Below are 22,304 nucleotides of genomic sequence, written 5' to 3' on the forward strand. Positions count from 1 at the left end.
AAGCAGATAAGTGGTTGTCGAATCAGTTGCTTGTGAAAAGCCGCTCTGTATAGAATGAAATGTAGCGACATAGATGTCATTGATATAATTACTACAGCGCAGGATGCGTGTTCAGGATAATCGGAATAATCCTGAAGCATAAGATCTGTAAATAATGACTTGCACAATAAAAATAAGGCAAGGACGGAGGAAAGGAATATGAATTCCATTATCCAGATGGATGCCCAGGCATTGGACCAACATAGCCATTATGGTTTTTTTGATCTTTATGATAAGCACAGTTTCAAGCAACCAGCACGTACGACATGGATCGATGGCTGGAAAATCGAGTATATGGCCATTGCGCGTCCTGATACTTTGCATATGCGCCCAATGGTGATTATTGGGGGAGCTTTTCAGAACTTTAATTCTTACAAATATTGTGTAGAACAGTTATTTGATGCGGGACCTATTATTTTAATTGATTTACCTTCCATGGGGGCCAACCAGCAAATTACTAACGTTGATACCGGCTTATCTGCAGGAACACTTGAACTCGAAGATCTGGCCGCGATGCTAGGCCAATGGCTGGATCAGATGCAATTGCCTAAGGTGGCTATTCTGGGAATGTCTCTGGGTTCAGTGGTGGCTTCCTGTCTGGCGGATCAGCGCCCTGAACTGGTAGACCGTATGATTTTAATGGGTGTGATGCAAAAGACCCGTAAAAGCTGGCGCATGCTGCTGGAAGAATCTCTGCATTTAATGAAAGAACAGCGCATGGATGAATTCGGCCAAGCGGTGATTCTGTATCTGGTCAATCATGCACGTTTAAAAGAAACCCGTATGTCGCCAACAGCAAAACGGTTGTTCTTTAAGCAGATGTCCGAGTTTACTGCCACTGAGCAGGACCGCTATGATATCAACTGTAACCGTCTTTTAAGACTGACCAATGTACCGATTCCTCAATGCAAAGTTTTGGTGGCTTGTGGGCAATATGACAGCTTTACCTTGCCACATGAGAATGCCAATTTTGCCCTGCAATGTCCAAACATGCAGTATGTGCAGATTGCTTCTGCAGATCATGTGCCTCAGTTACAGCGCCGTAAAGAAACCATGCATTTGTTTGCAACTTTCTTGCGTGATGAACCGGTTGATCAGCTCGAAGGTATTATCCCGTTCACCCGTGAACAGATGCAGCAGATCGAACGGCGCGGTGAAGAGCGGATTACGGTTCAGGATCCACAGCGTTATTTAAGTCATCGTCATTCTGATCTGGTACTCAAGGCAGAAATTATTGATATGAATTTCTTTGGGGTATTGCTGGAATTGGAACCTGGATTAACCGATCTGGCAGCCGCATATCCACGTGATCTGGCTTTGTATCTGGAAGATGAAGAAGGCGAATTCAAGATCGAATGTTTGATCTTCGAACATGATGATACTCAGTTACGTGCTTTGTTCAAGCATGGCAGTTTTGATGTGGCAGAGCGTTTACTACGCTTTGTCCAGAAAGAGAAAGCCCTTCAACAGGCTGAAGTATTCGATGCAGTCATCTAAACAATAGAATTCATAAAAAAACAGCGTAATTAAACGCTGTTTTTTTTCACTGCATGAATCATCCAGACCAAATCGCCTAGATGTTCATCCTGTTCATAATGAGGATTCTGCTGTCGAGGCTCTGCAAAATAACGTTTTGGTTGTTCGACCTCCACCTGCATAAACCCAGCTTGCTGAAAAAACTGCTGTAGTTCTTGAGGTGATTTAAAATGAAAGGTAAACGCACTGCGTGACATGAATTTCAGCAGACAGCTGCAGGCCCAGATAAAGCTCGCCAGTTTATTTTTGACCGGTTCAGGATAAATATCACTGAGATAATGCACTTCACTAAAGTCTTGACCATATTCGGTAATGCCTTTGAGTAAAGTAAACAGCATTTTTTGATCAAAGTAATTGATCAGGCCTTCACTAATAATAACGAGAGGTTGCTGCGGGTCAAAGACTTTAAAAATATTCGCCAGTTCTGCACTAAAAATATCGGCACTCAATACTTCCGGGGCATCCTGATCAATCTGCTGCAAAGCATTGGTTTTGATCCTAGCCATATCGGGCAGATCCAGCTCCCGATAATTAATCCCGGGAAATTTCTGTCTAAAATTCCAGCTGCGTGGGGATAAGCCACTGGCAATTTCCAGTACCTGTAATTGAGGATATTCACTAATTAACTGACCTAGGTGTTCGTCAATCATTTGATGACGCTGTTTCAGGGTGGTGCGCATACTGCCGCCTACATGACGTTCAGCCCATGACTCCAGTGGATGAACCAGTTTGGCAAGGAATTTACCTTTAGAGGTAGCAAATACCGGATGTGAAATCCCCATTTTGTACCAGATATAGCCAGTATAGTGTGCAGTAAAAGAAATATGGCGATGTTGTGAAAGAGATTCTGTCATGTCGTCCTGACCTTATTGTTGTTTTAATTCAATGCTGCTCATTAATATAGCAGTCTTTTCAACATGATAATAAAAAAGGAACACCTTGTCGTGTTCCTTTGTCGTATTCAGATCATTAAAAAATTACAGAACCTGATCTTTAAACTGGCTGATTTCATCACGGATCTGGCGCCATTCATCTCCAAGATTCAGTTCAGTACTGATTTGAATCTCTGGAATTTTTCCGCGCATACGTTCCAGACGCTGCTGATTGGGCAGTGGCAGATCCTGAATGCCCTCAAGCGCAATACATTGTGCTGCGCGATCATTGCAGACCAATCCCATATCACAACCTGCTTTCAATGCCGCCTGAATACGGGCATCGGCACCGCCAGCCACACAGGCAGCCTGCATGCTTAAATCATCCGAGAACAGTACGCCGTCGAAGCCAAGTTCTTGACGTAACACTTTCTGAATCCAGAATTCTGAGAAGCCAGCTGGATTTGGATCTACCTGACTATAGATAACATGTGCAGGCATGAGCGCATCCAGTTGTGGCTGTAACTGGATAAAAGTCTGCATATCTTTTTGCTGGATTTCTTCGTAGCTGCGCATATCAATGGCAGCGGCCACATGCGAATCGGCCTTAACCGAACCATGTCCCGGGAAATGTTTGCCAGTCGAAGCCATACCAGCACGTTTCATACCTTTCAGGAAAGCGCTAGCTAATGGAATAATATCCTGAATATTTTTGGCAAAGCTACGGTCGCCAATCACATCGCTAATATCATTTAGATCCAGCACAGGCGCAAAACTAAAGTCAATTCCGACAGCCAGTACTTCGGTGGCCATTAACCAGCCACATTTCTCGGCCAGTTCCAGTGCTTTTTCACGATCAGTCTGGTAAAGCTCACCAAATTTACCCATAGCAGGCAGCAGGGTAAAGCCCTGTTTCAGGCGCTGTACACGGCCACCTTCCTGATCCACTGCAATCAGAATATCTGGACGAACCTGGCGCATATGATCAGTCAAGGCACGGACTTGGGCAGGAGATTCAATATTGCGACCGAATAAAATCACACCACCGACTTGTGGTGCACCCAAGAGTTCAATATCTTCTTGAGTAAGGGTAGTGCCTGCGATGTCGAGCATCAATGCGCCAATCATATGCGGAATCCATTTTAGAATTTTCGGGGAAAACAATACCTGAATTCTGCAATGATTTGCTACACTTTGTCAGCACAGAATATGATAAAACTACACGACATAAACATATTAAGTTGTTTAAGATGCTGAATACTTTAAGTTCTGCTCGAAAAGCAACACGGTCAAATTGGTCTTGAGGCCAAGGAAGTACGAATTATTTATGAAATTTCAAACAATAGCTTGTGCAGTTGCGATTGCGACAGGCGGATTATTTTTTACCCATGTGGTGAATGATGCAATTGCAGCTGATGGTAAAGAAGTAGTCAGCAAAGCAGTGCTTCAACCTTCTCAAGAACAGGCATTGGTATCCCGACAACTGGCAACTCTCGTTGATCGCCAACATTATTTGAATATGCGTCTGGATGCTCAGACTTCACAGCGTATCTTTGATTTTTATATTGATAGTCTGGATGCAGATCACAGTCTTTTTCTAGCATCTGAGATAGAAAATTATAAAAAACGCTATGGTGCTACTTTTGGTGCCAATCTGAAAGCCGGTAATTTGTCTGGCCCCTATGAAATTCATGCACAGTATCGTGAGCGTTTAGCCCAGTTCTATACCTTTATGCTGGAAGAACTGAAAAAACCGCAAAACCTGAATCAGAAGAATGTATATATCGAAACGGATCGCGAAAAAGCGCCATTCTTTAAAACTCAGGCTGAACAACGTGCTCACTGGTCAAAAATGCTGCTTTCTCAGCTGATTAACCTGACGATCAGTAAGGAAGAAGAGCAAGCTAAGCAGAATGCACTCAAAGCCAATCCAGAACTGGCAAATGGCCAGGATCTGACTGGGCCGGAAGATTTAACACCTGCTCAAACTCTGACTAAGCGTTATACCCGTCAGTTAGAACGTCTTAGCCGGATCAAGAGCGATGATGTACTGGACAAAACCCTCAACGCGATGATGCTGACTTATGATCCGCACAGTAATTATTTCCCGCCTGTAGATGCGATGGAGCTGAACCGTCAGACTACATTGCAGCTGGAAGGGATTGGGGTGTCGATTCGTCCGGAACGTGGTAATGAAGATTACACCAAGATTGAAACCATTGTAGAAGGTGGGCCTGCCAGCAAATCAGGACAGGTAAAATCAGGTGACCGTATTGTTGGCGTTGCTCAAGACGGCGAACAGATGGTCGATGTAATCGGCTGGCCGAGCAATGAAATTGTTGGCCTGATTCGTGGTAAGCGCGGCACCAAAGTAACGCTGAAGTTATTAGGCCCGGGTGCGACCATGGGACAGGCGCGTAATGTCAGTCTTGTACGTGATGTGATTCAGGAAGAAGATGCCGGGGTTAGAACCCGTACCGTTGAAATCCAGCGTGATGGTAAAAAATATCAGTACGGTGTGATTGAAATTCCATCTTTCTATCTGAACTATCGTGCCCGTCGTGCGGGTACCGACTATCGTTCAGTATCAGAAGATACCAATAAAGCTTTGAAAGAACTGGCTGCGAAGAATGTTGCCGGTATTATTGTGGACTTACGCAATAACCCGGGTGGTTCACTTGAAGAAGTGGCACGCATGCTGGGACAGGTCATCAAATCGGGTCCTGTAGTTCAGATTCGTGATGGTAACGGTAATGTCAGCGTCTTTGAAGATGATGATGGCGGCGCACAAACCTATGCTGGCCCATTGGCAGTAATGGTGAACCTGGCTTCTGCATCTGCAAGTGAAATTTATTCAGCAGCAATTCAGGATTATGAACGCGGCATCGTGATTGGTAGTACCACAACAGGTAAAGGAACTGCACAGGTTCAGCTGGATAGCTTGGCGCATGGTCAAGCAACGCTGACTCAGCGTAAATTCTACCGTGTGACCGGTGGTAGTACCCAAAATAAGGGCGTGATTCCGGATATCAAACTGGTCGATATCTATAACGAAGAATTTGGTGAACGTAAGGCTAAAAATGCCCTAGAGTGGGATACGATTCCAACTGCACCATTTAAACGTGAAGGTGTGGTACAGAAATATGTACCGGAACTGGCCAAGTTATCTCAACAGCGTGTCGCTCAGAACCCTCAATTCAAGTATCTGGAACAGCGTACAGCGGCCATGAAAAAAGTCGAAGACCAAAAACGTGTAGTTCTGGATCTGGAACAGCGTAAAGCTGAGTTGCTGGATATCGAGCGTAAAGCTTTAGAAGCTGAAAATGCCCGCCGTGTTGCAACCGGCCTGAAACCTTATCCGAACTGGGAAAGTTATCAGGCTTCTCTGGATGCCATGGTTGAAGCTCGAGCAAAAATGAAAGCCAAAGAGCGTCCAGCATTACCGGAAGAAGAAGCTTTTGTACTGGAAGCCGCGCATGTCTTGGCTGACTATGCTCAAGCACAGTCTAAACAGTAACTTTCACATAAAATAATATGATTTCTAAAAACAGCCTATCTCGATAGGCTGTTTTTTTGTGCAAATAAAATGCAATATCAATTAAATATAAAGTGCTATGTAACTAAATAAAAAAGAAAAATTTGTGATTTATGTCGAATAAAAAAGCTGGAATATTAAAGTTAATCAATTGATAAAATCTCAAAGACTTCTAATATATAAGCTGAATTTTTTATTTTATCGATTCAGGGCAATTTTAAACTCCACTCCAGCTACTGAAGAGATAAAAATATTGCAATAAATTTTGTATATAGCTTCAAGTTTGAAGCAGCCGGGATGAACTCTGAAAAGAGTATTTTATTTTTTATAGGGCGTAAATTTAGCGGGGAATCGTGCGAATACAGCTGCGCAATAAAATAAAAATGATCGCCCAGATGGAACATTTTATATGATTCATGCTCATCATGATGTCAGTCTGCTTATTGGATCGATGGCTGTGGCATTTATTGCCTGCTATTTGACGCTTACGCTTGAGCAGATTCTATTTCGTAATGTGTCGCTAAGGTTGAAAACCCTTATTTTACTGTTTAGCGGTGGCTTGCTGGGACTGGCGATCTGGGGAATGCATTATGTCGGCATGACGGCAGCTCATTTTCCTGATGCTTATGATATCGATACTGCACTCACCTTAAGTTCTTATATGATTGGGTTTGTAGGAGCAACCTTTGCCATCTGGCTCACCACCCGTAAAACCTTGCCTTGTGCCCGTCTGATTCTAGGTGCTGTTCTGATGGGGCTAGGCATGTCAGGAATGTACTATGTGGGGATGCTGGGCCTGAATGTTAAAAATCATGTGACTACCTATCACCCTTTATTAATGATCTGTTCGATCCTGATTGCAACGAGTGGAGCGGGACTCAGCTTCTGGGTGGCATTCAAATATCGACAGGCAGTACAAAGTACGATCCGGATGAAGCTCGTGGTCGCGAGTATGCTTACGTTGACCATTGTCGGGATGCATTATACGGGTATGGCGGCACTCAGTTTTTATGAAGATGCCCATCCATTGAGCCAGATCAGTCATTCCCATTATGACTTGTTATTTTCAGTCATCCTGATTAGTTGTCTGGTACTGGTGACTGCATTTGGTGTAGCCATGCTGGAGTTACGCTTTGAATCACGTAACCGTCAGCTGATGCTGGCCAATAAAGAGCTGGCGAATCAGGCGATTCAGGATAATCTCACCAAACTGCCAAACCGATTATATCTGGTCAAATATGCACAATTGCTATTTTCTGACCGGCAGCAAGATGCCCAGCATGAAATCGCTTTTCTATACATTGACCTAGATCGCTTTAAAGCCGTGAATGATGTATTTGGCCATCACGTTGGAGACCAGCTACTGATTCAGCTGGCTTATCGTATTCATCAAATTCTGGGAGATGATTCCAAACTGCTGTGCATCGGTGGTGATGAATTTCTGCTGGTGCTAGAAAATACTTCAGTAGAACAGGCCTCGAAAATATCATAAAAGATTCTGGAACTGATTCAGGAAAGTTTCCAGATCAGTGGCAAGACCATTAATATCTCGGGCAGTATCGGGATCACCATGTATCCGAAGCATGGTCAGAATCTGCAGGATCTGCTGATCAATGCAGATGCCGCCATGTTGACTTCCAAGTATCAGGGACGGAATACCTATTCTGTTTTTAATTTCTCGACCGATCAGCATGAAAGCAAAAGCCAGAGCAAACTGATCAATGATCTGTATAAAGCAGTAGAAGAGCAGCAATTTATCTTGGTTTATCAGCCAAAATTTACCCATGATGAGCAGATCTGTGGTGTAGAAGCGCTAATCCGCTGGAAGCACCCATTGCATGGTTTGTTGGGTCCGAACATGTTTATTCCCGGAGCAGAAAAAACCGGTCTGATTATTCCGATGGGCTACTGGGCTTTGGAGCAGGCCTGTAAACAGATTCAGCTTTGGGAAGCTGATCATGCTGATTTTTTCCCGATCGGAGTCAATTTATCTGCAATTCAGTTTGAGCATAAGCATCTGATCAGTACGCTGGAGCAACTTCTGAATCAATATAAAATTGATCCTCAACATTTGATGATTGAGATTACTGAATCGACTGCCATGCATCATATTGATTCGAGTATCCGGACTTTGCAGCAGTTGCGTCAAATGGGCATCCAGCTAGCGATTGATGATTTTGGTACTGGGCATTCCAGCTTTCTGTATTTAAAAAACCTGCCTGTCGATGAGTTAAAAATTGACAAGGAATTTATTCAGGGTCTGAGTGCAGGTTCCAAGGAAGAAATGATTCTGGAAAGTATTATTCAGCTGGCCATTAAACTCGGCCTGAAAGTAACGGCTGAAGGAATTGAAACTGTGCAGCAAGCGGAAATTTTGACCCGTTTGGGCTGTCAGCAGATGCAGGGCTATCTGCTGGGTAAACCGATGGATGTTGAGCAACTTGAAGCTAGGACCTTTGTTTCTTAAATTCATTAAATCACTATTTAGAATTTTTTTTTATTAAACTAATCAATTGTAAATTATAAAATTTATGTGGTTATCGATTTATAATTTTTAGATTGAGTAGTGAATTCAATCTGCTAAATAAACGAGTCAAAAAAATATCAGTTCAACCGGAAAAGAGAATGGGAAACTACGATTTCTCCAGTTTATAGGGCTGCTTATTGGCTCTAGAAATCTGCTACAATATCGTCAATTTTTTCATATTGATCGTATTTGATCTTGAGCACTGCGGTTCTGCAGTAGGTATTTTCCATGAGTTTTAAAGATGAGTTAGCGGCGCAGGTCGCTCAGCGACGTACATTCGCCATTATTTCCCACCCCGATGCCGGTAAAACCACCATGACAGAAAAACTGCTGTTATGGGGTCAGGCCATTCAGGTTGCAGGTATGGTGAAAAGCCGTAAATCGGATCGTGCAGCCACTTCTGACTGGATGGAAATGGAAAAAGAGCGTGGGATTTCGATCACCACGTCCGTCATGCAGTTCCCGTTCAAGGACAAGATGATTAACCTGCTGGATACCCCGGGGCATGAAGATTTCTCGGAAGATACTTACCGTACCCTCACTGCGGTAGACTCAGCGCTGATGGTTATTGACGGTGCAAAAGGTGTCGAGGAACGTACCATCAAATTGATGGAAGTGTGTCGTATGCGTGACACTCCTATCATTTCTTTCGTCAACAAAATGGACCGTGAAATCCGTGAGCCTTTAGAGCTGCTGGATGAGATCGAAAATGTCCTGAAAATTAAATGTGTCCCGATTACCTGGCCACTCGGTACAGGACGTGACTTCGCTGGTGTCTATAATCTGCTCGAAGAAAAGTTCTATGTCTATAAAGCCGGTTTTGGTTCAGTGATTACTGATATCGAAGTTCGTGATGGCTATGCCCATGCTGATTTACGTGAAAAAGTCGGTGAGCTGGCTTGGGCGGCATTTGAAGAATCATTGGAACTGGTACAAATGGCCAATGAGCCATTAGATCGTGAAGAATTCCTGGCAGGCCGTCAAACTCCAGTGCTGTTCGGTACAGCTTTAGGTAACTTCGGTGTCGACCATGTTCTGGATACATTTAGCGAATATGCACCGCCTCCCAAAGCGCATCCAACTCAAGACCGTAAAGTAGAGGCAGATGAAGAAGGTTTTACAGGCTTTATCTTCAAGATTCAGGCCAATATGGACCCGAAACACCGTGACCGTATCGCTTTCATGCGAATCTGTTCAGGTAAGTATGAAAAAGGCATGAAAATGAAGCATGTGCGTATCGATAAAGATATCCGCATTAGCGATGCCTTGACCTTCCTGGCTGGTGACCGTCAGCATCTGGAAGAAGCATGGCCGGGTGATATTATCGGTCTGCATAACCACGGTACCATCCAGATCGGTGATACTTTCACTTCAGGTGAAAAACTGCAATTTACCGGTATTCCGCACTTTGCACCGGAAATGTTCCGCCGTGTCCGTCTGAAAGATCCGTTGAAGTCAAAACAGCTGCAAAAAGGTCTGAAAGAGCTGTCTGAAGAAGGTGCAACTCAGGTCTTCATGCCACAAAACAGCAATGACCTGATTGTTGGTGCTGTGGGTGTGCTGCAGTTCGAAGTGGTGGCGTATCGTCTGAAAGAAGAGTACAAGGTGGACTGTATTTATGAGCCGGTGAGCATCAATACAGTACGTTGGGTATCTTGCGAAGATGAGAAGAAATTTAATGAATTCAAGAAAAAAGCCCATGACCAGTTATCTGTTGATGGTGGTGGTCATTTGACTTATCTTGCACCAAGCCGAGTGAACTTACAGCTGATGCAGGAACGTTATCCGGATATCGTATTCCGTAACACACGCGAACACTAAGCCTTCAGGCTTGGAAAATGTTAAACAGCTTCTCCGGAAGCTGTTTTATTTTGTGCTACATTTAGACGACTCATTACTTATATCTCTAAAAAATCATGAAGTTTAGTAAGGAAATCCTGCTCGGTTCAGTCATTGGCTGCAGTTTGTTACTTGGTGCATGTGATAAAAATGAAAAAGAACAGCCAGTGACGGAACAGAAAAAATCTGCAGCAGTCACCCCTGAAGAAAAAGCCAAAGTTTTGCCTTATCTGAATATCCAGGAGAAATCGGCCGATATTGCTTTGCCATTTTGTGAAACTAAAAACTGTATTAATCTGGATATTCAAACCTTAAAGACAGCTGATTCCTGGCTAAACCAGTCTATTGAAAAGCAGCAAGCAAAAGTCATTCAGGATCAGATTGGCCTAAAGCAGGATATGAGTCTGCAGCAGGCGGTTAATGCGTATGTAAAAAAATCAGATGCCTGGCAAGCCCAGCTCAAACTGAATAAAGCCTATGAGTTATCGCTGTATACCCGTATTCCTTATCAGCGCAATCAATTTGTGTTAATGCAAATTGGGGTAGACAGCACTCAGGAAAATATCCGCGTCAATGAACGCTATTATTTCTTTGTGGCTGACCGTGTGCAGCAAAAAATACTCAGTCCGCTAGATATTATCAATCCTGAGCAGCAATTGCAGATGGATCAGATTGTGCAGCAGGCTTACCAAAAATGGTTAAAGGACAATAATGCAGAAGTCCAGCAGAAAGCACCAAAAAAACTGTACTGGGGGCAGGCGGACTGGTTCTTCGATCAGGAAGGAATTGGCTTACATTATCGTAGTCAGGAAATTAGCAAAGATGCCAAACAACTGGACATCTATTTAACCAAAGAACAAACACAACAAGTCTTGAAAGTGGATATTTATCAGAATATGTTCTAACAGGTAGGTCCTGCAAGGATAAATAATGATGTTGAACAAAGGTTAATGCATGTCAAATTATAAGAATGTTTTATGTCTGTCAGTATTGGCATCAGCGGTTTTGCTGAGTGCCTGCCAGCCTAAGGAAAAAGAGCCGAAAGAGCCTGCTGCGCCTGAAGTGGTACAGGCTCAGCCTGAAGTGCTGAAGCTGAGTGGTGATACTGAGAAGCTGAAACTGGCCTTGCCTGAATGTGAAGGAAAAAACTGTCCTGAGATTTCTATCGAGAGATTGAAAAGCAATCAGCCATTTATCGATGAATGGATAGATCAGCAGATTCTGCAGCAGCTACAGGGCATTTTGTCTATTGATGCGATTGAACCGGCGAAAGCATCTGCAGCAAGTGAAGCTGAAGCCGCTGCTTCCGAATCAAAAACTGCATTAGCCAATGTCAAAACTCCAAAACAGCAGCTTGAACAGCAGATTCAGCCGCATATGCAGACTTTCCTGAATCTGGATAAGGAGTTGAAAGCACTCAGTGCCAGCCATAGTATCAGCTTGATGATCAAACCGAGAATTCTACAATCTGGTGATCCACTCGCGACTGTGGTCTTAAACAGTACCCATTATCTCGGTGGTGCGCATGGCGCTTCTGCTCAAACCTACTACAATTTTGATCTTGAGCAGAAAAAGCTGATTAAGCTGGATGATATCATTCTGCCTAAACAAAAGGCTCAGCTCGAAGCCAAAGCTTATGAGGCTTTTAAAATCTGGGTGATGGAATCCAAACTGGCCAATGATGTAGCTGAATATGAACAGGCCTGGAAATTTAAGCTGACAGATAATTTTTACCTGTCTAAACAGGGACTGGCGCTGCAATATGCCGAATATGAGATTGGTCCTTATGTGGTGGGTTTGCCACGTCTGGTCATTCCTTATGAACAGCTGAATGGCATTCTGAAACCTGAATATCTGCCTCAAACAGAGAACGCTGCTTCAGAAGCCGAGCCTGCAACTCCTGCCAAAGCACGCTGATGGTTTCGTTATTTGATACCCATACCCATTTTGATGTTCCCGATTTCGATCATGATCGGGAACAGCTGGCTTATGCATCCAAAGCAGCAGGGGTGGAGCATCTGGTCTTAATTGGTTTTTTACAGAGCCGGTTTAAGGATTTATTGCAGACGCATCATTTTATTAATCAGTTAGACAATGCGCCTCAAAGTCATCTGGCACCCGGCCTGCATCCATTTTATATTGAGCAGCATCAACCTGAGCATTTACAGGATCTGGAGCAGTTATTAAGCACAGAGCCTTGTATTGCCATTGGTGAAATTGGTCTGGATACTTTCGATAAACGGCATAAACAGCCGGAACTTTTTCAGAAACAGAAAGATTTTTTTGCTGCACAGCTGGAACTGGCGCAGCAGTTTGATAAACCTGTGTTACTGCATATCCGTAAATCTCATGCCGATGTTTTACAGATTCTAAAACAGCATCAGTTTAAACAGGGCGGTATTGCCCATGCCTTTGGTGGCGGGATTGAAGAAGCCAAAGCCTTTATCAAGCTGGGCTTCAAGCTTGGAATAACAGGACAAATCACCAATCCGAATGCTAAAAAACTGCATCAGGTGGTACAACAGGTAGGGCCGGAATATCTGGTGCTTGAAACCGATTGTCCGGACATGACGCCTTTATGTTGCCAGCATTCTACTGAGCAGCGAACTCGCAATACGCCTGCCAATCTGCCTTATGTCCTGCAAGGCCTGGCCAAGAGTCTGCACATGGATCAAGATGAACTAGCACAGCAGCTCTGGAAAAATACCCATCAGGCTTTACATCTGGCGATTTAAGATAAAACCCTACATCGGTCGGAAACTGGATTCCAATTTATGATCCAGTGAAAAAAGGCGCATTATGCAATTTCTAAAATGCTTTAGACTTGGCATCATGCATATAAATTATTTTGAGTGAGATTCACATGGCACAAGGACTATTGGCGGGTAAGCGCTTCTTGATCGCAGGTATTGCAAGTAAATTATCAATTGCTTTTGGTATTGCTCAGGCATTACATCGTGAAGGTGCAGAACTCGCTTTTACTTATCCAAATGAAAAGCTGAAAAAACGTGTAGATGATTTTGCTGCACAATTCGGTTCTGAATTGGTTTTTCCTTGTGATGTGGCAGTAGATGCAGAAATTGACAATGCATTTGCAGAACTGGCAAAACACTGGGATGGTCTGGATGGCGTCGTACATTCAATCGGTTTTGCGCCAGCACATACCCTAGATGGTGACTTTACTGATGTAACCGACCGTGAAGGTTTCAAGATTGCCCATGACATCAGTGCGTACAGCTTTATCGCGATGGCACGTGCTGCGAAGCCATTACTGGCTGTACGTCAAGGCTGCCTGTTAACGCTGACTTATCAAGGTTCTGAGCGTGTGATGCCAAACTACAACGTGATGGGTCTGGCGAAGGCCTCTTTAGAAGCAGGTGTACGTTACCTGGCATCTAGCCTGGGTGCAGAAGGTATCCGTGTGAATGCGATCTCAGCAGGTCCAATCCGTACATTGGCGGCGTCTGGCATTAAATCATTCCGTAAAATGCTGGATCTGAATGAAAAAGTGGCTCCACTAAAACGCAATGTGACCATTGAAGATGTCGGTAATGCAGCCTTGTTCCTGTGCTCACCATGGGCAAACGGGATCACTGGTGAAATCATGTATGTCGATGCGGGTTATAACACAGTAGGCATGAGTGCTGAACTGATGCTGGATGCAGAATAAGTCTTTTTAAAAGATCAATTTTCAGCAAAGAAAACCCCTCATTATTGAGGGGTTTTTATTTTTAACTTTAATTGTTAATGATGTAAGTCTGATGACAAGGGATACAAGAATTCGGATCAAAATAATTTATCTTTCAGGACTTTCCCACTAAGATGTTTAATATAAAAACAATACAGGATAATAAGGATGTTTAAAAATTTTTTAATCAGCATGATTTTTGTGATGGGCACAGTGGGGATCACCACGTCGAGCATGGCAGAAGACAGTCACTATCATGACAATATGCATGAACTCGACCATCATTTAAAAAATTTCAAATCTGCCAAAGATAGCAAAGAGGCGCGGGCAGCATTGCAAGGTATGCAAAAATCTGTGGAAGTTTGCCAGAAAAATTTACCATCAGGTCTGCAAAAGCTAAAATCCAAAGATGCGAAAGTTACGGCTTATCAGGGATTGTTAACTGACTTATTGAAAGAGATTAAACAAGCTGAACAATTTGTTGCAGCCAATCAGCTAACCAAAGCCCAAACTCTCACAGTGAAAATGGATCAGATTAAAAAGCAGGGGCATCAAGCCTTTAAATAAGCCATAAAAAAGACCGCTATTGCGGTCTTTTTTAACTTCAAGATCAAGTGATTAAGCTTGACCTTCAACAGCAGCAGCTTGCGCACGTTGCATGTTCGCTTCAAATTCAGCATCGAAGTTGATTGGTGTAAGCAGTAATTGCGGGAAGCTGCCTTTAGTCACCATATCATTCACCGCTTCACGAAGGAACGGGAACAGGATGTTCGGGCAGTAAGCACCAAGAATGTATGGCAGACGCTCTTCTTCAACGCCATCAATCAGGAAAATCCCTGCTTGAGTCACGTCAACGATAAACGCTGTATCACCTTCATTGGTCGCTTGAACCACAACTTTTAAAGCCACTTCAAAATGAGTCGGATCAATTTTTTCTGCAGAAGAAGAAAGGTTGATGTTTAACTCAGGTTGCCATTGCTTGGTAAAAACTTGTGCCCCAGGAACTTCAAAAGAAATATCTTTAGTGTAAATACGCTCTAATGCCAATTGTGGTTGAGCTTGTTGTTCTTCACTCATTCTTTAATCCTTGATATGAGGTAGGTTTTAGTAGATTAAGCCAATAATTCGTCTAGTTTGCCTTCACGCTCTAGGGCATAAAGTTGATCAAAACCACCGATAAATTGTTCATTAATAAAAATCTGTGGCACGGTACGATGATTGGTGCGTTGCATCAATTCAAGACGCACTTCAGGGGCTTCATTCGATAAATTAATTTCTTTGTATGCAACACCTTTGCGCTCAAGGAGCTGTTTTGCACGGATACAATACGGACATACTGTCGTCGAATAGATAGTAACTTCAGCCATGATCAATCTCCTGTTCGCAGATTATTTGCTTTTCACCAAAGGTAAACCTTGAGCTTTCCAGTTTGTAATGCCGCCATCCAGACGGTAGGCATCTGCATGACCTACCTGTTGAAGCGCAGAACCTGCAACTTGCCCAAGATTACAAATGAACACCAACGGGCGATCAGATGCTTTTAACTCATCAACGTGTTTTGTAATTTGGCTATATGGAATGTTACGGCTACCACTGATGTGACCTTCACGGAAGTCTTTAGCATCACGTAAATCAATCAGCATGGCATTTTTTGCTTTAACTAAAATTCCCAGCGATTGCGGAGAGATTTTGCGACCATTACGTTGACCTTCGATGATGAAGAATACAACCACGAGTACCGCGAGTGTTCCAAACAAGAAGGGGTGATTCCCCATAAACTCGAACCAACGTTCCACAATTCACCTAATTACAATTTTAAAATTGCCAAGAGTATAGCTCATAAATATGGTGATCAAAATCACCGCTTCAAGGGCTAAGCCTTAAGAAAATTAATTTTTTTGCTGCGCTTCGTTAATTTCGTCAATTAAACGTAAATAGCTGTCCAGTCGGCGCGGCAAAATTTCCCCTGTTGATGCTGCCTGACGTAAGGCACACTGCTTTTCATGTTTATGGGTGCAGTTACGGAATTGGCAGTGACCGAGCAGATTTTCAATTTCCGGAAAACCGCTTTGGACTTTGTCCAAGGTCAGATGCCAGAGACCAAATTCACGGATTCCCGGTGAGTCGATGAGAGCAGCGCCATCACCAAAGGAAATCAGACGTGTGGAGGTCGTGGTATGTTGCCCCAGTGCTGAGTTTTCAGAAATGACATTGGTTTTCTGTGCAGCATCCGGGACGATCGCATTAATCAGCGTGCTTTTACCGACACCTGACTGACCGACAAACGCTACAGTTTCCTCATTCAGACGAGCGGACAGTTCTGTCAGATCGCCATCGGACTGGGTTTGCATCACTTCATAACCCAGATCTTTATATTCTTTAAGCAAATCCAGAATTGGATCATTTTCCTTAAGCAAATCTGATTTATTCAGAACTAAAAGCGCTGGAATCTCTGCATCTGCGCAAGCCACCAGATAACGGTCAATCAGACCCGGAGCTGGTTCAGGCAATGGCGCAAACACAATCACAATCAGGGAAATATTGGCGGCAACCGGTTTAACCTTGTGGTAACGGTCAGGACGGGTCAGCAAAGAAGTGCGCGGATGAATCGCCGTAATAATGCCGAGTCCGGTATTTGGATCAGCCTGCCATCTGACTCGGTCGCCTGTTACCAGCAATTCCAGGTTGGTTCGGGTATGGCAGCGCCAGACACTACCCAGTTCAATCGGCTTCCAGAAGGGCTCAGGTTCGCCTTCAGCCACGACCGGTTTTTCAGGATGCTGTTCAGGTACGGACAAGGCCTGGACTTCAAGCTGGCGGCCATAATGCTGCACGACCAGCCCTTCCAGGTCTTGAGAGGTATCGATCTCTTCCTGACGCGTTTTATGCTGTTTTTGAATACGACGTTGTTGTTGTTCAGTTAAACGACGTTTACGTATTAAAGCCATTCAAATCCTAAAAAACCATGGGAGCGAGATGGCAAAAATAGCATGAAGCGGGGTGTCAGTTACAGCATCGACGTAATAAATTTGCTACTATAAATGTTTTATAGCCTAATAAGATTGCACATTTATGAGCAGCACCCCGGATAGCCGCCTGATTTGGATTGACCTGGAAATGACAGGTCTGGATACAGACAATGACCAGATTATTGAAGTTGCCACGATTGTAACGGACGATAACCTAAATATTCTTGCCGAAGGGCCCGTGCTAGCTGTGCATCAATCTGACCGTATCCTGAATGCGATGGACGAGTGGAATACTCGCCAGCATGGTCAGTCTGGCCTGATTGAGCGCGTACGCCGCAGTAAATTGACTGCTCAGGATGCAGAACGTGAAACCATTGAATTCCTGAAAAAATGGGTGAATCCAAAAGTATCGCCTATGTGTGGTAACTCGATCTGTCAGGATCGTCGCTTTCTGCACCGTTTAATGCCTGAACTGGAACAGTATTTCCATTACCGTAATCTGGACGTATCTTCAGTAAAAGAGTTGGCAAAACGCTGGCGTCCTGAAATCATGAGTGGCCTGAAGAAAAATGCTTCGCATCTAGCCATGGATGACATTCGTGATTCGATTGCTGAACTGAAATATTATCGTGAATATTTCTTCATTATGAATAAATAATCCGAACAGTGAAAAAGAGGCGAAAGCCTCTTTTTTATTTGCTCGCAGAAAGTTTCTTGCGATAAAAGTTTTCACTACTCTCAAACAGTACCCAGGTCAGAAGCACCAGAGCAAGATGGGTCTGGGTTTCATATTGATCCAAAATAATCAAGGCAAATAATCCCAAAGTCAGGATACGGATCATGATACTAAGATAATAGTTTTTCTGCTTTTTAAAGGTTAAACCGTAAAGATAGAGCAGGAACAGTAAAACCATCAGGGCAAAAAGGGCGTTAAATAGCATGCTGATCTGACTCCCTTTAAGGTAATCCTAATTGAAATATTGTGAAGTTTATTATGGTTGTAATTTGATCGATTTTACGTGTTTTAGCGATGGCGCAAGAAGGCTTTTTTGACTGATTTTGTATCTGGATTTTAGTGGCAGTAAAGTGCCCATGATTTTGCTAAAATACTCTAGTGTTTTTCTTGCTATTGATGACCTATGACTGATCTGCTTCAAGATGATGAGTACGACCGCCGCTTTGCGGGTGTAGCCAAAATTTATGGTGACGATAGCTTTCATCATTATGAAAGCAGTCATGTGATGGTGATCGGAATTGGTGGTGTTGGTTCATGGGCAGTCGAAGCACTGGCACGTACCGGGATTGGCGAGCTCACACTGGTCGATATGGATGTGGTCGCAGCATCGAATATTAACCGTCAGTTACCAGCCATGACAGCGACACTAGGATGTGAAAAAATCGAAATCATGGCAGAACGCTGCCGCTCGATTAATCCTCGAATTAAAATCAATCTGATTGATGATTATCTGATGCCAGAAAATGTGAAAGAAATTCTGTCAGGAAATCCTGACATCATTCTGGACTGTATCGATGACGTCAAAGCAAAGTTTGCCTTGATGCTGCATTGCCGTTTTAACAAGATTCCATTGATTGTATCCGGTGGAGCAGGCGGTAAACTGGATCCGTTAAAAATCCGGGTAGCCGATTTATCCAGAACCGAACAGGATCCAATGCTGGCAAAATTACGTGCGCAATTACGTGCTAAAGGCATCTGTAAAAAGCCAAAAGAAAAATTTGGGATCACTTGCGTCTACTCTATCGATAATCCATTCTCGAGTGCAGATGTTTGTGCAAGCGCAGGCTTGCGCTGTGGTGGTTATGGTTCTGCAGTGGTAGTGACTTCTAGCTTCGCCATGGTTGCGGTATCGGAAGTATTGAAAAAGCTTGATAGCAAAAGACTGAAAGCCTAATTGAGTCAACAAAAAAAGCACACAATTTGTGCTTTTTTTTATGCTAAGTTTAAAATGAATTTTTATACATATAACAAAAACAATCTTTTGGTTTTGGAGCAGCTATGTGGTTTTTGCTAGTGCTGGTTTTGGGGATTGGGGCTTTAGCAATCTGGATGTGGAAACGTCCTGATCCGGTGAAACGTGATCAGGCCAAAGCCGTGCATCATGATCTATGGATTGAGCAGATTGATGCTCAATTGAAATATGCAACCCGTCTAAGTACGGATCCGCATCATCCGGATTATGAACGTGCCTATCAAATTTATCAGGGGCTAGCCCAACAGCAGGAATTGCCGCAGGCTTATGTGGGCATGGCCCTAATGCACTTAAACGGACAGGGCCGTGAGCAGAGCACGGAAAAAGCGATTAACTTTCTTGAAAAAGCTTATAGTTTAGGTGGGGAAGATGCAGCCTATCATTTAGGCCAGATCTATGATGGTCATCAATACCAATTAAATGATCCTGAAAAAGCCTTGTACTGGTATCGGTATGCGGTCGCGCGCGGTCATCTGGATGCGCAGTATCGCATCACTGAGCTGGCTGAATCTGATCATGACACTGCAGAACAGCAACGCCTGCAACTGTTAATTCAAAATGCCGAGCAGGGACATGCTAATTCACAGTACCAGTTAGCCCAATATTATTTGGCGGATGGTGCAGCGCAAGATTTAAGTTTGGGTATCCATTATCTGTTTCTGGCAGCACAGCAGGATCACTTGGCGGCCAATCAGGATATTGCCGAAGCCTATACAAATGGCAAAGTCTTGCCCAAAGATCAACAGCAGGCTTTGAATTTCATTAAACGCTGTATTCATCTGGGTGATCAGAGTGGTTTATATGATTACTATGCTGGCGTGTTACTCGGCACTATTGATCCTGATCAACGTCAACGGGTGTTTCAGCATCTATTACAGCAGTCCAAAGAACATAAAGATGCACAGGCCAAAACTCTGATCGGTCTGGCCTATTTTCATGGTTGGTATGTGCAAAAAAATGAAACCATGGCATTTCGCTACTGGTCTGAAGCAGCACAAACTCAGCATCCTCAGGCCTTGAGTCTGATTGCCGCACTATATTTTGAATCCTATTTGGTCGCACATGAACCGGAGAAAGCATTTGAACTCTATCAACATGCCTTGCAAAATGATCCTGATCATGGCTTTAGCCAGATGGGTCTGGCACTCTGCTATTTAAACGGAGTAGGTGTAGCAAAAGATACGGCTAAAGCTACCCAAATGATTCAGGAAATTGCACAGCAAGAGCAACTTGCAGCACAGTCTGAAGCTGATCTGATTTATATAGTGGGACGTTTTTATGGCTTGCCTGAATATCCATTACCGACACGAGAAAAAGCAATTCAATATTTGAATCAGGCGGTGGCGAAAGGTTCAAGTAAGGCTGCTTGGTATTTGTATCAAGCTTATAGTGATTTTTATCCAGTCTTTGAAGTGAACGAGGAACAGGCCAAACGTTATCTGCATCAGGCAGCTCAATTGGGAAATGCACAAGCACAGGCCGAATTGGGCATGATGTATTTAAAGGGCAAGAAGGTGGAGCAAGATACGGCTTTAGGACTAAAATATCTGGAACAGGCTTCGAGCCAGCATAATGGTCTCGCACTAAATGCTTTAGGTGAAGCTTTGGAACAAGGAATTGGTATTGAAGCCAATTTGGATCAGGCAATCCAGTGCTATCGTAAAGCGGCAGCGCAGGCGAATGCCGATGCTTATAGTCATCTGGGGCGCTTATATACCAAAGGCATTGGTGTAGAACGTGATATTGCAATTGCCCGTCAATGGCTGGAAAAAGGCAGTCTGTTAGGACATGAGCCTTCTATTGAACAGCTCAACAATGTAAATGCTTATCTGCATATGTAAACTTCAAAAAAACCGCTGACTAACAGCGGTTTTTATTGAGCTAAATACTTAAGGCAGTTGCTTGATCGGGCTACCCCCCAAAGCTTGCATCAGGGTCACATAAGCATTGTATTGGCTTTGTCGGGTTTGCACCAAAGACAGACGGGCATTACGTGTAGTCTCTTGTGCATCCAGCAGATTTTTCAATGCCACTGCACCATTACGATAACGCACTTCTGTCAGACGTTCAGTACGTTCAGCCAGTTCAACATTACGTTGTTGTAACGTAACCTGTTTGGTGAGTTCAGTACGATTGGACAGGGCATTCTCTACATCGGCAAAAGCTTCGTACATGGTCTGACGATACTGGATAATTGCCTTTTCGTATTCCAGTTCATTCACCTGTAAATCACGTTTCATATCATTCCATTGCAGGAATGGCAGGCTGAGTCCTGCGCCTAAGGTCGCCACCGGATTTTTAAGCGCATCTGACAATGATGAACTGGTGCCTACGCCAGTACTTAGGCTGCCAGTCAGGCTGATCGAAGGATAATAACTGGCCTTGTTGGCATCCTTATTGGCTAAGGCTTTACGCAAACGCAGTTCAGTGGCTCTCAAGTCAGGACGGCGGGAGAGAAGGCTAGCAGGCAAGCCAGCTTCAATCGACGGTAAGGCAATATTCGGTAAACGCTTCGGTTCCTGAATCGAAAGCTGTTGCACAGGCATATTCATGAGTACTGCCAGTGCCGTACGTGTTTCCACACGCTGCTGTTCAATTTGGCTTAAGGTCGCTTGCTGGCTTTGAATGGCCTGTTCAGCTTGAGTCAGATCGAGACCAGACACTGCACCGGCACGATACTGGACATTGACCAGATCATACGTACGCTGTGCAGTCGCCAGGTTTTGTTGAACCACGCTATAACGTTCATTTAGATAACCCAGCTGCCAGTACAGTTGAGCAGTCGTACCAATCAGACTTTGTGCAGTCGCCTGTAAGTCCTCTTCAGATGCCAAGGCCTCCCAACGCGCTGCTTCAGTCTGATTGGCCAGTTTACCGAACAGATCCAGTTCATAGCTTAAGCCAGGGAAATTAACCCCAAAACTGGATGAACTGCTGCCATCTTCCAGATCAAAGCTTCTACGTGTGGTTAAACCCGCATCACTGATACGTACACCTTGCTGGCTTTGTGTCTGTCTGGCTTGAATACTGGCTTGCTGCAAATTGATCCCGGCCACGGCCAGATCACTATTGGCTGCCAGTACGTCATTCACCAGACTATTTAGTTGGGGATCTTTAAATAGAGTCCACCATTGATCTGCGAGAATATCAGCATGAATTTGCTGACTTACAGCTTTATTGTTTTGAAAGTTATTAGGTACCTGTACAGCAGGTTGTTCATACGGCGTTTTCACCACGGCCGCACAGCCGACCAATGAACTCCCTAGAATCAGGGCACTGGCAAGTTTGGTAAGAGTATGCATATCAGATTC

19 protein-coding genes and 1 pseudogene are annotated in these 22,304 nt (G+C 43.9%); 12 read left to right on the forward strand and 8 right to left on the reverse strand.

Features of this window, described 5'->3' with window-relative positions; genetic code table 11:
- The first annotated feature begins 198 nt into the window (after positions 1-198).
- A complete protein-coding gene (locus RJ01_RS01960; RefSeq protein ID WP_034169889.1) occupies positions 199-1,536 on the forward strand; it encodes an alpha/beta fold hydrolase in 1,338 nt (445 codons plus the stop codon).
- 29 nt (positions 1,537-1,565) lie between these two features.
- On the opposite strand, the gene RJ01_RS01965 is transcribed toward RJ01_RS01960, so the two are convergent.
- Both RJ01_RS01965 and nagZ read right to left on the reverse strand, forming a co-directional pair.
- On the reverse strand, positions 1,566-2,429 hold the full coding sequence (locus tag RJ01_RS01965; RefSeq protein WP_034169890.1) for a class I SAM-dependent methyltransferase: 864 nt from the start codon (positions 2,427-2,429) through the stop codon (positions 1,566-1,568).
- Between the two features lie 123 nt (positions 2,430-2,552).
- A complete protein-coding gene (gene nagZ, locus RJ01_RS01970) occupies positions 2,553-3,575 on the reverse strand; it encodes a beta-N-acetylhexosaminidase (RefSeq protein ID WP_034169891.1) in 1,023 nt (340 codons plus the stop codon).
- A 199-nt stretch (positions 3,576-3,774) separates the two neighbouring features.
- On the opposite strand from nagZ, the gene RJ01_RS01975 reads away from it, so the two are divergent.
- From RJ01_RS01975 to RJ01_RS02010, 8 genes and pseudogenes are all read left to right on the forward strand, one after another.
- Positions 3,775-5,964 carry a carboxy terminal-processing peptidase gene (locus RJ01_RS01975; RefSeq protein ID WP_034169892.1) on the forward strand — a complete coding sequence of 730 codons (2,190 nt, stop codon included), beginning with the start codon at positions 3,775-3,777 and terminating at the stop codon, positions 5,962-5,964.
- Between the two features lie 427 nt (positions 5,965-6,391).
- Positions 6,392-8,449: pseudogene (locus tag RJ01_RS01980) on the forward strand (EAL domain-containing protein).
- 288 nt (positions 8,450-8,737) lie between these two features.
- Complete coding sequence (locus tag RJ01_RS01985; protein ID WP_034169893.1) at positions 8,738-10,330, forward strand: peptide chain release factor 3; 1,593 nt, start codon at positions 8,738-8,740, stop codon at positions 10,328-10,330.
- A gap of 95 nt (positions 10,331-10,425) precedes the next feature.
- A complete protein-coding gene (locus RJ01_RS01990; RefSeq protein WP_005232178.1) occupies positions 10,426-11,253 on the forward strand; it encodes a hypothetical protein in 828 nt (275 codons plus the stop codon).
- A 49-nt stretch (positions 11,254-11,302) separates the two neighbouring features.
- Entirely contained in the window at positions 11,303-12,265 is a 963-nt protein-coding gene (locus tag RJ01_RS01995) for an RsiV family protein (RefSeq protein ID WP_034169894.1), read from the forward strand.
- Positions 12,262-13,083 carry a TatD family hydrolase gene (locus tag RJ01_RS02000; RefSeq protein WP_034169895.1) on the forward strand — a complete coding sequence of 274 codons (822 nt, stop codon included), beginning with the start codon at positions 12,262-12,264 and terminating at the stop codon, positions 13,081-13,083. The genes RJ01_RS01995 and RJ01_RS02000 overlap by 4 nt, the downstream gene beginning before the upstream one ends.
- Before the next feature lie 128 nt (positions 13,084-13,211).
- Positions 13,212-14,018, forward strand: a complete 807-nt coding sequence (locus RJ01_RS02005; RefSeq protein ID WP_005232173.1) for an enoyl-ACP reductase — start codon at positions 13,212-13,214, stop codon at positions 14,016-14,018.
- A gap of 186 nt (positions 14,019-14,204) precedes the next feature.
- On the forward strand, positions 14,205-14,603 hold the full coding sequence (locus RJ01_RS02010) for a cytochrome b562 (RefSeq protein WP_034169896.1): 399 nt from the start codon (positions 14,205-14,207) through the stop codon (positions 14,601-14,603).
- 51 nt (positions 14,604-14,654) lie between these two features.
- Here the strand turns inward: RJ01_RS02010 and secB are convergent, their stop codons facing one another.
- The 4 genes from secB to rsgA all read right to left on the reverse strand — a co-directional run bounded on the left by secB (position 14,655) and on the right by rsgA (position 16,984).
- Positions 14,655-15,113 (reverse strand): protein-export chaperone SecB, encoded by a 459-nt coding sequence (gene secB / locus RJ01_RS02015; RefSeq protein WP_004782070.1) that lies wholly within the window; start codon positions 15,111-15,113, stop codon positions 14,655-14,657.
- A gap of 35 nt (positions 15,114-15,148) precedes the next feature.
- A complete protein-coding gene (gene grxC / locus RJ01_RS02020) occupies positions 15,149-15,403 on the reverse strand; it encodes a glutaredoxin 3 (RefSeq protein ID WP_034169897.1) in 255 nt (84 codons plus the stop codon).
- 21 nt (positions 15,404-15,424) lie between these two features.
- Positions 15,425-15,832: a rhodanese-like domain-containing protein gene (locus RJ01_RS02025; RefSeq protein ID WP_005232169.1), complete on the reverse strand. Its 408-nt coding sequence runs from the start codon at positions 15,830-15,832 to the stop codon at positions 15,425-15,427.
- 93 nt (positions 15,833-15,925) lie between these two features.
- Positions 15,926-16,984 carry a small ribosomal subunit biogenesis GTPase RsgA gene (rsgA, locus tag RJ01_RS02030; RefSeq protein WP_034169898.1) on the reverse strand — a complete coding sequence of 353 codons (1,059 nt, stop codon included), beginning with the start codon at positions 16,982-16,984 and terminating at the stop codon, positions 15,926-15,928.
- A gap of 124 nt (positions 16,985-17,108) precedes the next feature.
- Here rsgA and orn point away from each other — a divergent pair, with 124 nt between their 5' ends.
- Entirely contained in the window at positions 17,109-17,663 is a 555-nt protein-coding gene (gene orn, locus RJ01_RS02035; RefSeq protein WP_004782074.1) for an oligoribonuclease, read from the forward strand.
- Positions 17,664-17,697: 34 nt separating this feature from the next.
- On the opposite strand, the gene RJ01_RS02040 is transcribed toward orn, so the two are convergent.
- The gene (locus tag RJ01_RS02040; RefSeq protein WP_005232166.1) at positions 17,698-17,946 is read right to left on the reverse strand and encodes a hypothetical protein; all 249 of its coding nucleotides are present in this window, start codon (positions 17,944-17,946) and stop codon (positions 17,698-17,700) included.
- A 198-nt stretch (positions 17,947-18,144) separates the two neighbouring features.
- Between RJ01_RS02040 and RJ01_RS02045 the strand changes: the two genes are divergently transcribed.
- Both RJ01_RS02045 and RJ01_RS02050 read left to right on the forward strand, forming a co-directional pair.
- Complete coding sequence (locus RJ01_RS02045) at positions 18,145-18,915, forward strand: ThiF family adenylyltransferase (protein WP_034169899.1); 771 nt, start codon at positions 18,145-18,147, stop codon at positions 18,913-18,915.
- 104 nt (positions 18,916-19,019) lie between these two features.
- Positions 19,020-20,834 (forward strand): tetratricopeptide repeat protein, encoded by a 1,815-nt coding sequence (locus RJ01_RS02050; protein WP_034169900.1) that lies wholly within the window; start codon positions 19,020-19,022, stop codon positions 20,832-20,834.
- Positions 20,835-20,882: 48 nt separating this feature from the next.
- Here the strand turns inward: RJ01_RS02050 and RJ01_RS02055 are convergent, their stop codons facing one another.
- On the reverse strand, positions 20,883-22,295 hold the full coding sequence (locus RJ01_RS02055; protein ID WP_034169901.1) for an efflux transporter outer membrane subunit: 1,413 nt from the start codon (positions 22,293-22,295) through the stop codon (positions 20,883-20,885).
- Between the last annotated feature and the right edge of the window lie 9 nt (positions 22,296-22,304).

Origin of the sequence: Acinetobacter sp. YZS-X1-1 (assembly GCF_000804305.1) — a bacterium.
Taxonomy (GTDB): Bacteria; Pseudomonadota; Gammaproteobacteria; order Pseudomonadales; family Moraxellaceae; genus Acinetobacter; species Acinetobacter variabilis.

Coding starts and splice junctions, on each gene's coding strand:
- RJ01_RS01960 (WP_034169889.1), top strand. CDS start 199: ATGAATTCCATTATCCAGATGGATGCCCAGGCATTGGACCAACATAGC.
- RJ01_RS01965 (WP_034169890.1), bottom strand. CDS start 2,429: ATGACAGAATCTCTTTCACAACATCGCCATATTTCTTTTACTGCACAC.
- nagZ (WP_034169891.1), bottom strand. CDS start 3,575: ATGATTGGCGCATTGATGCTCGACATCGCAGGCACTACCCTTACTCAA.
- RJ01_RS01975 (WP_034169892.1), top strand. CDS start 3,775: ATGAAATTTCAAACAATAGCTTGTGCAGTTGCGATTGCGACAGGCGGA.
- RJ01_RS01985 (WP_034169893.1), top strand. CDS start 8,738: ATGAGTTTTAAAGATGAGTTAGCGGCGCAGGTCGCTCAGCGACGTACA.
- RJ01_RS01990 (WP_005232178.1), top strand. CDS start 10,426: ATGAAGTTTAGTAAGGAAATCCTGCTCGGTTCAGTCATTGGCTGCAGT.
- RJ01_RS01995 (WP_034169894.1), top strand. CDS start 11,303: ATGTCAAATTATAAGAATGTTTTATGTCTGTCAGTATTGGCATCAGCG.
- RJ01_RS02005 (WP_005232173.1), top strand. CDS start 13,212: ATGGCACAAGGACTATTGGCGGGTAAGCGCTTCTTGATCGCAGGTATT.
- RJ01_RS02010 (WP_034169896.1), top strand. CDS start 14,205: ATGTTTAAAAATTTTTTAATCAGCATGATTTTTGTGATGGGCACAGTG.
- secB (WP_004782070.1), bottom strand. CDS start 15,113: ATGAGTGAAGAACAACAAGCTCAACCACAATTGGCATTAGAGCGTATT.
- grxC (WP_034169897.1), bottom strand. CDS start 15,403: ATGGCTGAAGTTACTATCTATTCGACGACAGTATGTCCGTATTGTATC.
- rsgA (WP_034169898.1), bottom strand. CDS start 16,984: ATGGCTTTAATACGTAAACGTCGTTTAACTGAACAACAACAACGTCGT.
- orn (WP_004782074.1), top strand. CDS start 17,109: ATGAGCAGCACCCCGGATAGCCGCCTGATTTGGATTGACCTGGAAATG.
- RJ01_RS02040 (WP_005232166.1), bottom strand. CDS start 17,946: ATGCTATTTAACGCCCTTTTTGCCCTGATGGTTTTACTGTTCCTGCTC.
- RJ01_RS02045 (WP_034169899.1), top strand. CDS start 18,145: ATGACTGATCTGCTTCAAGATGATGAGTACGACCGCCGCTTTGCGGGT.
- RJ01_RS02050 (WP_034169900.1), top strand. CDS start 19,020: ATGTGGTTTTTGCTAGTGCTGGTTTTGGGGATTGGGGCTTTAGCAATC.
- RJ01_RS02055 (WP_034169901.1), bottom strand. CDS start 22,295: ATGCATACTCTTACCAAACTTGCCAGTGCCCTGATTCTAGGGAGTTCA.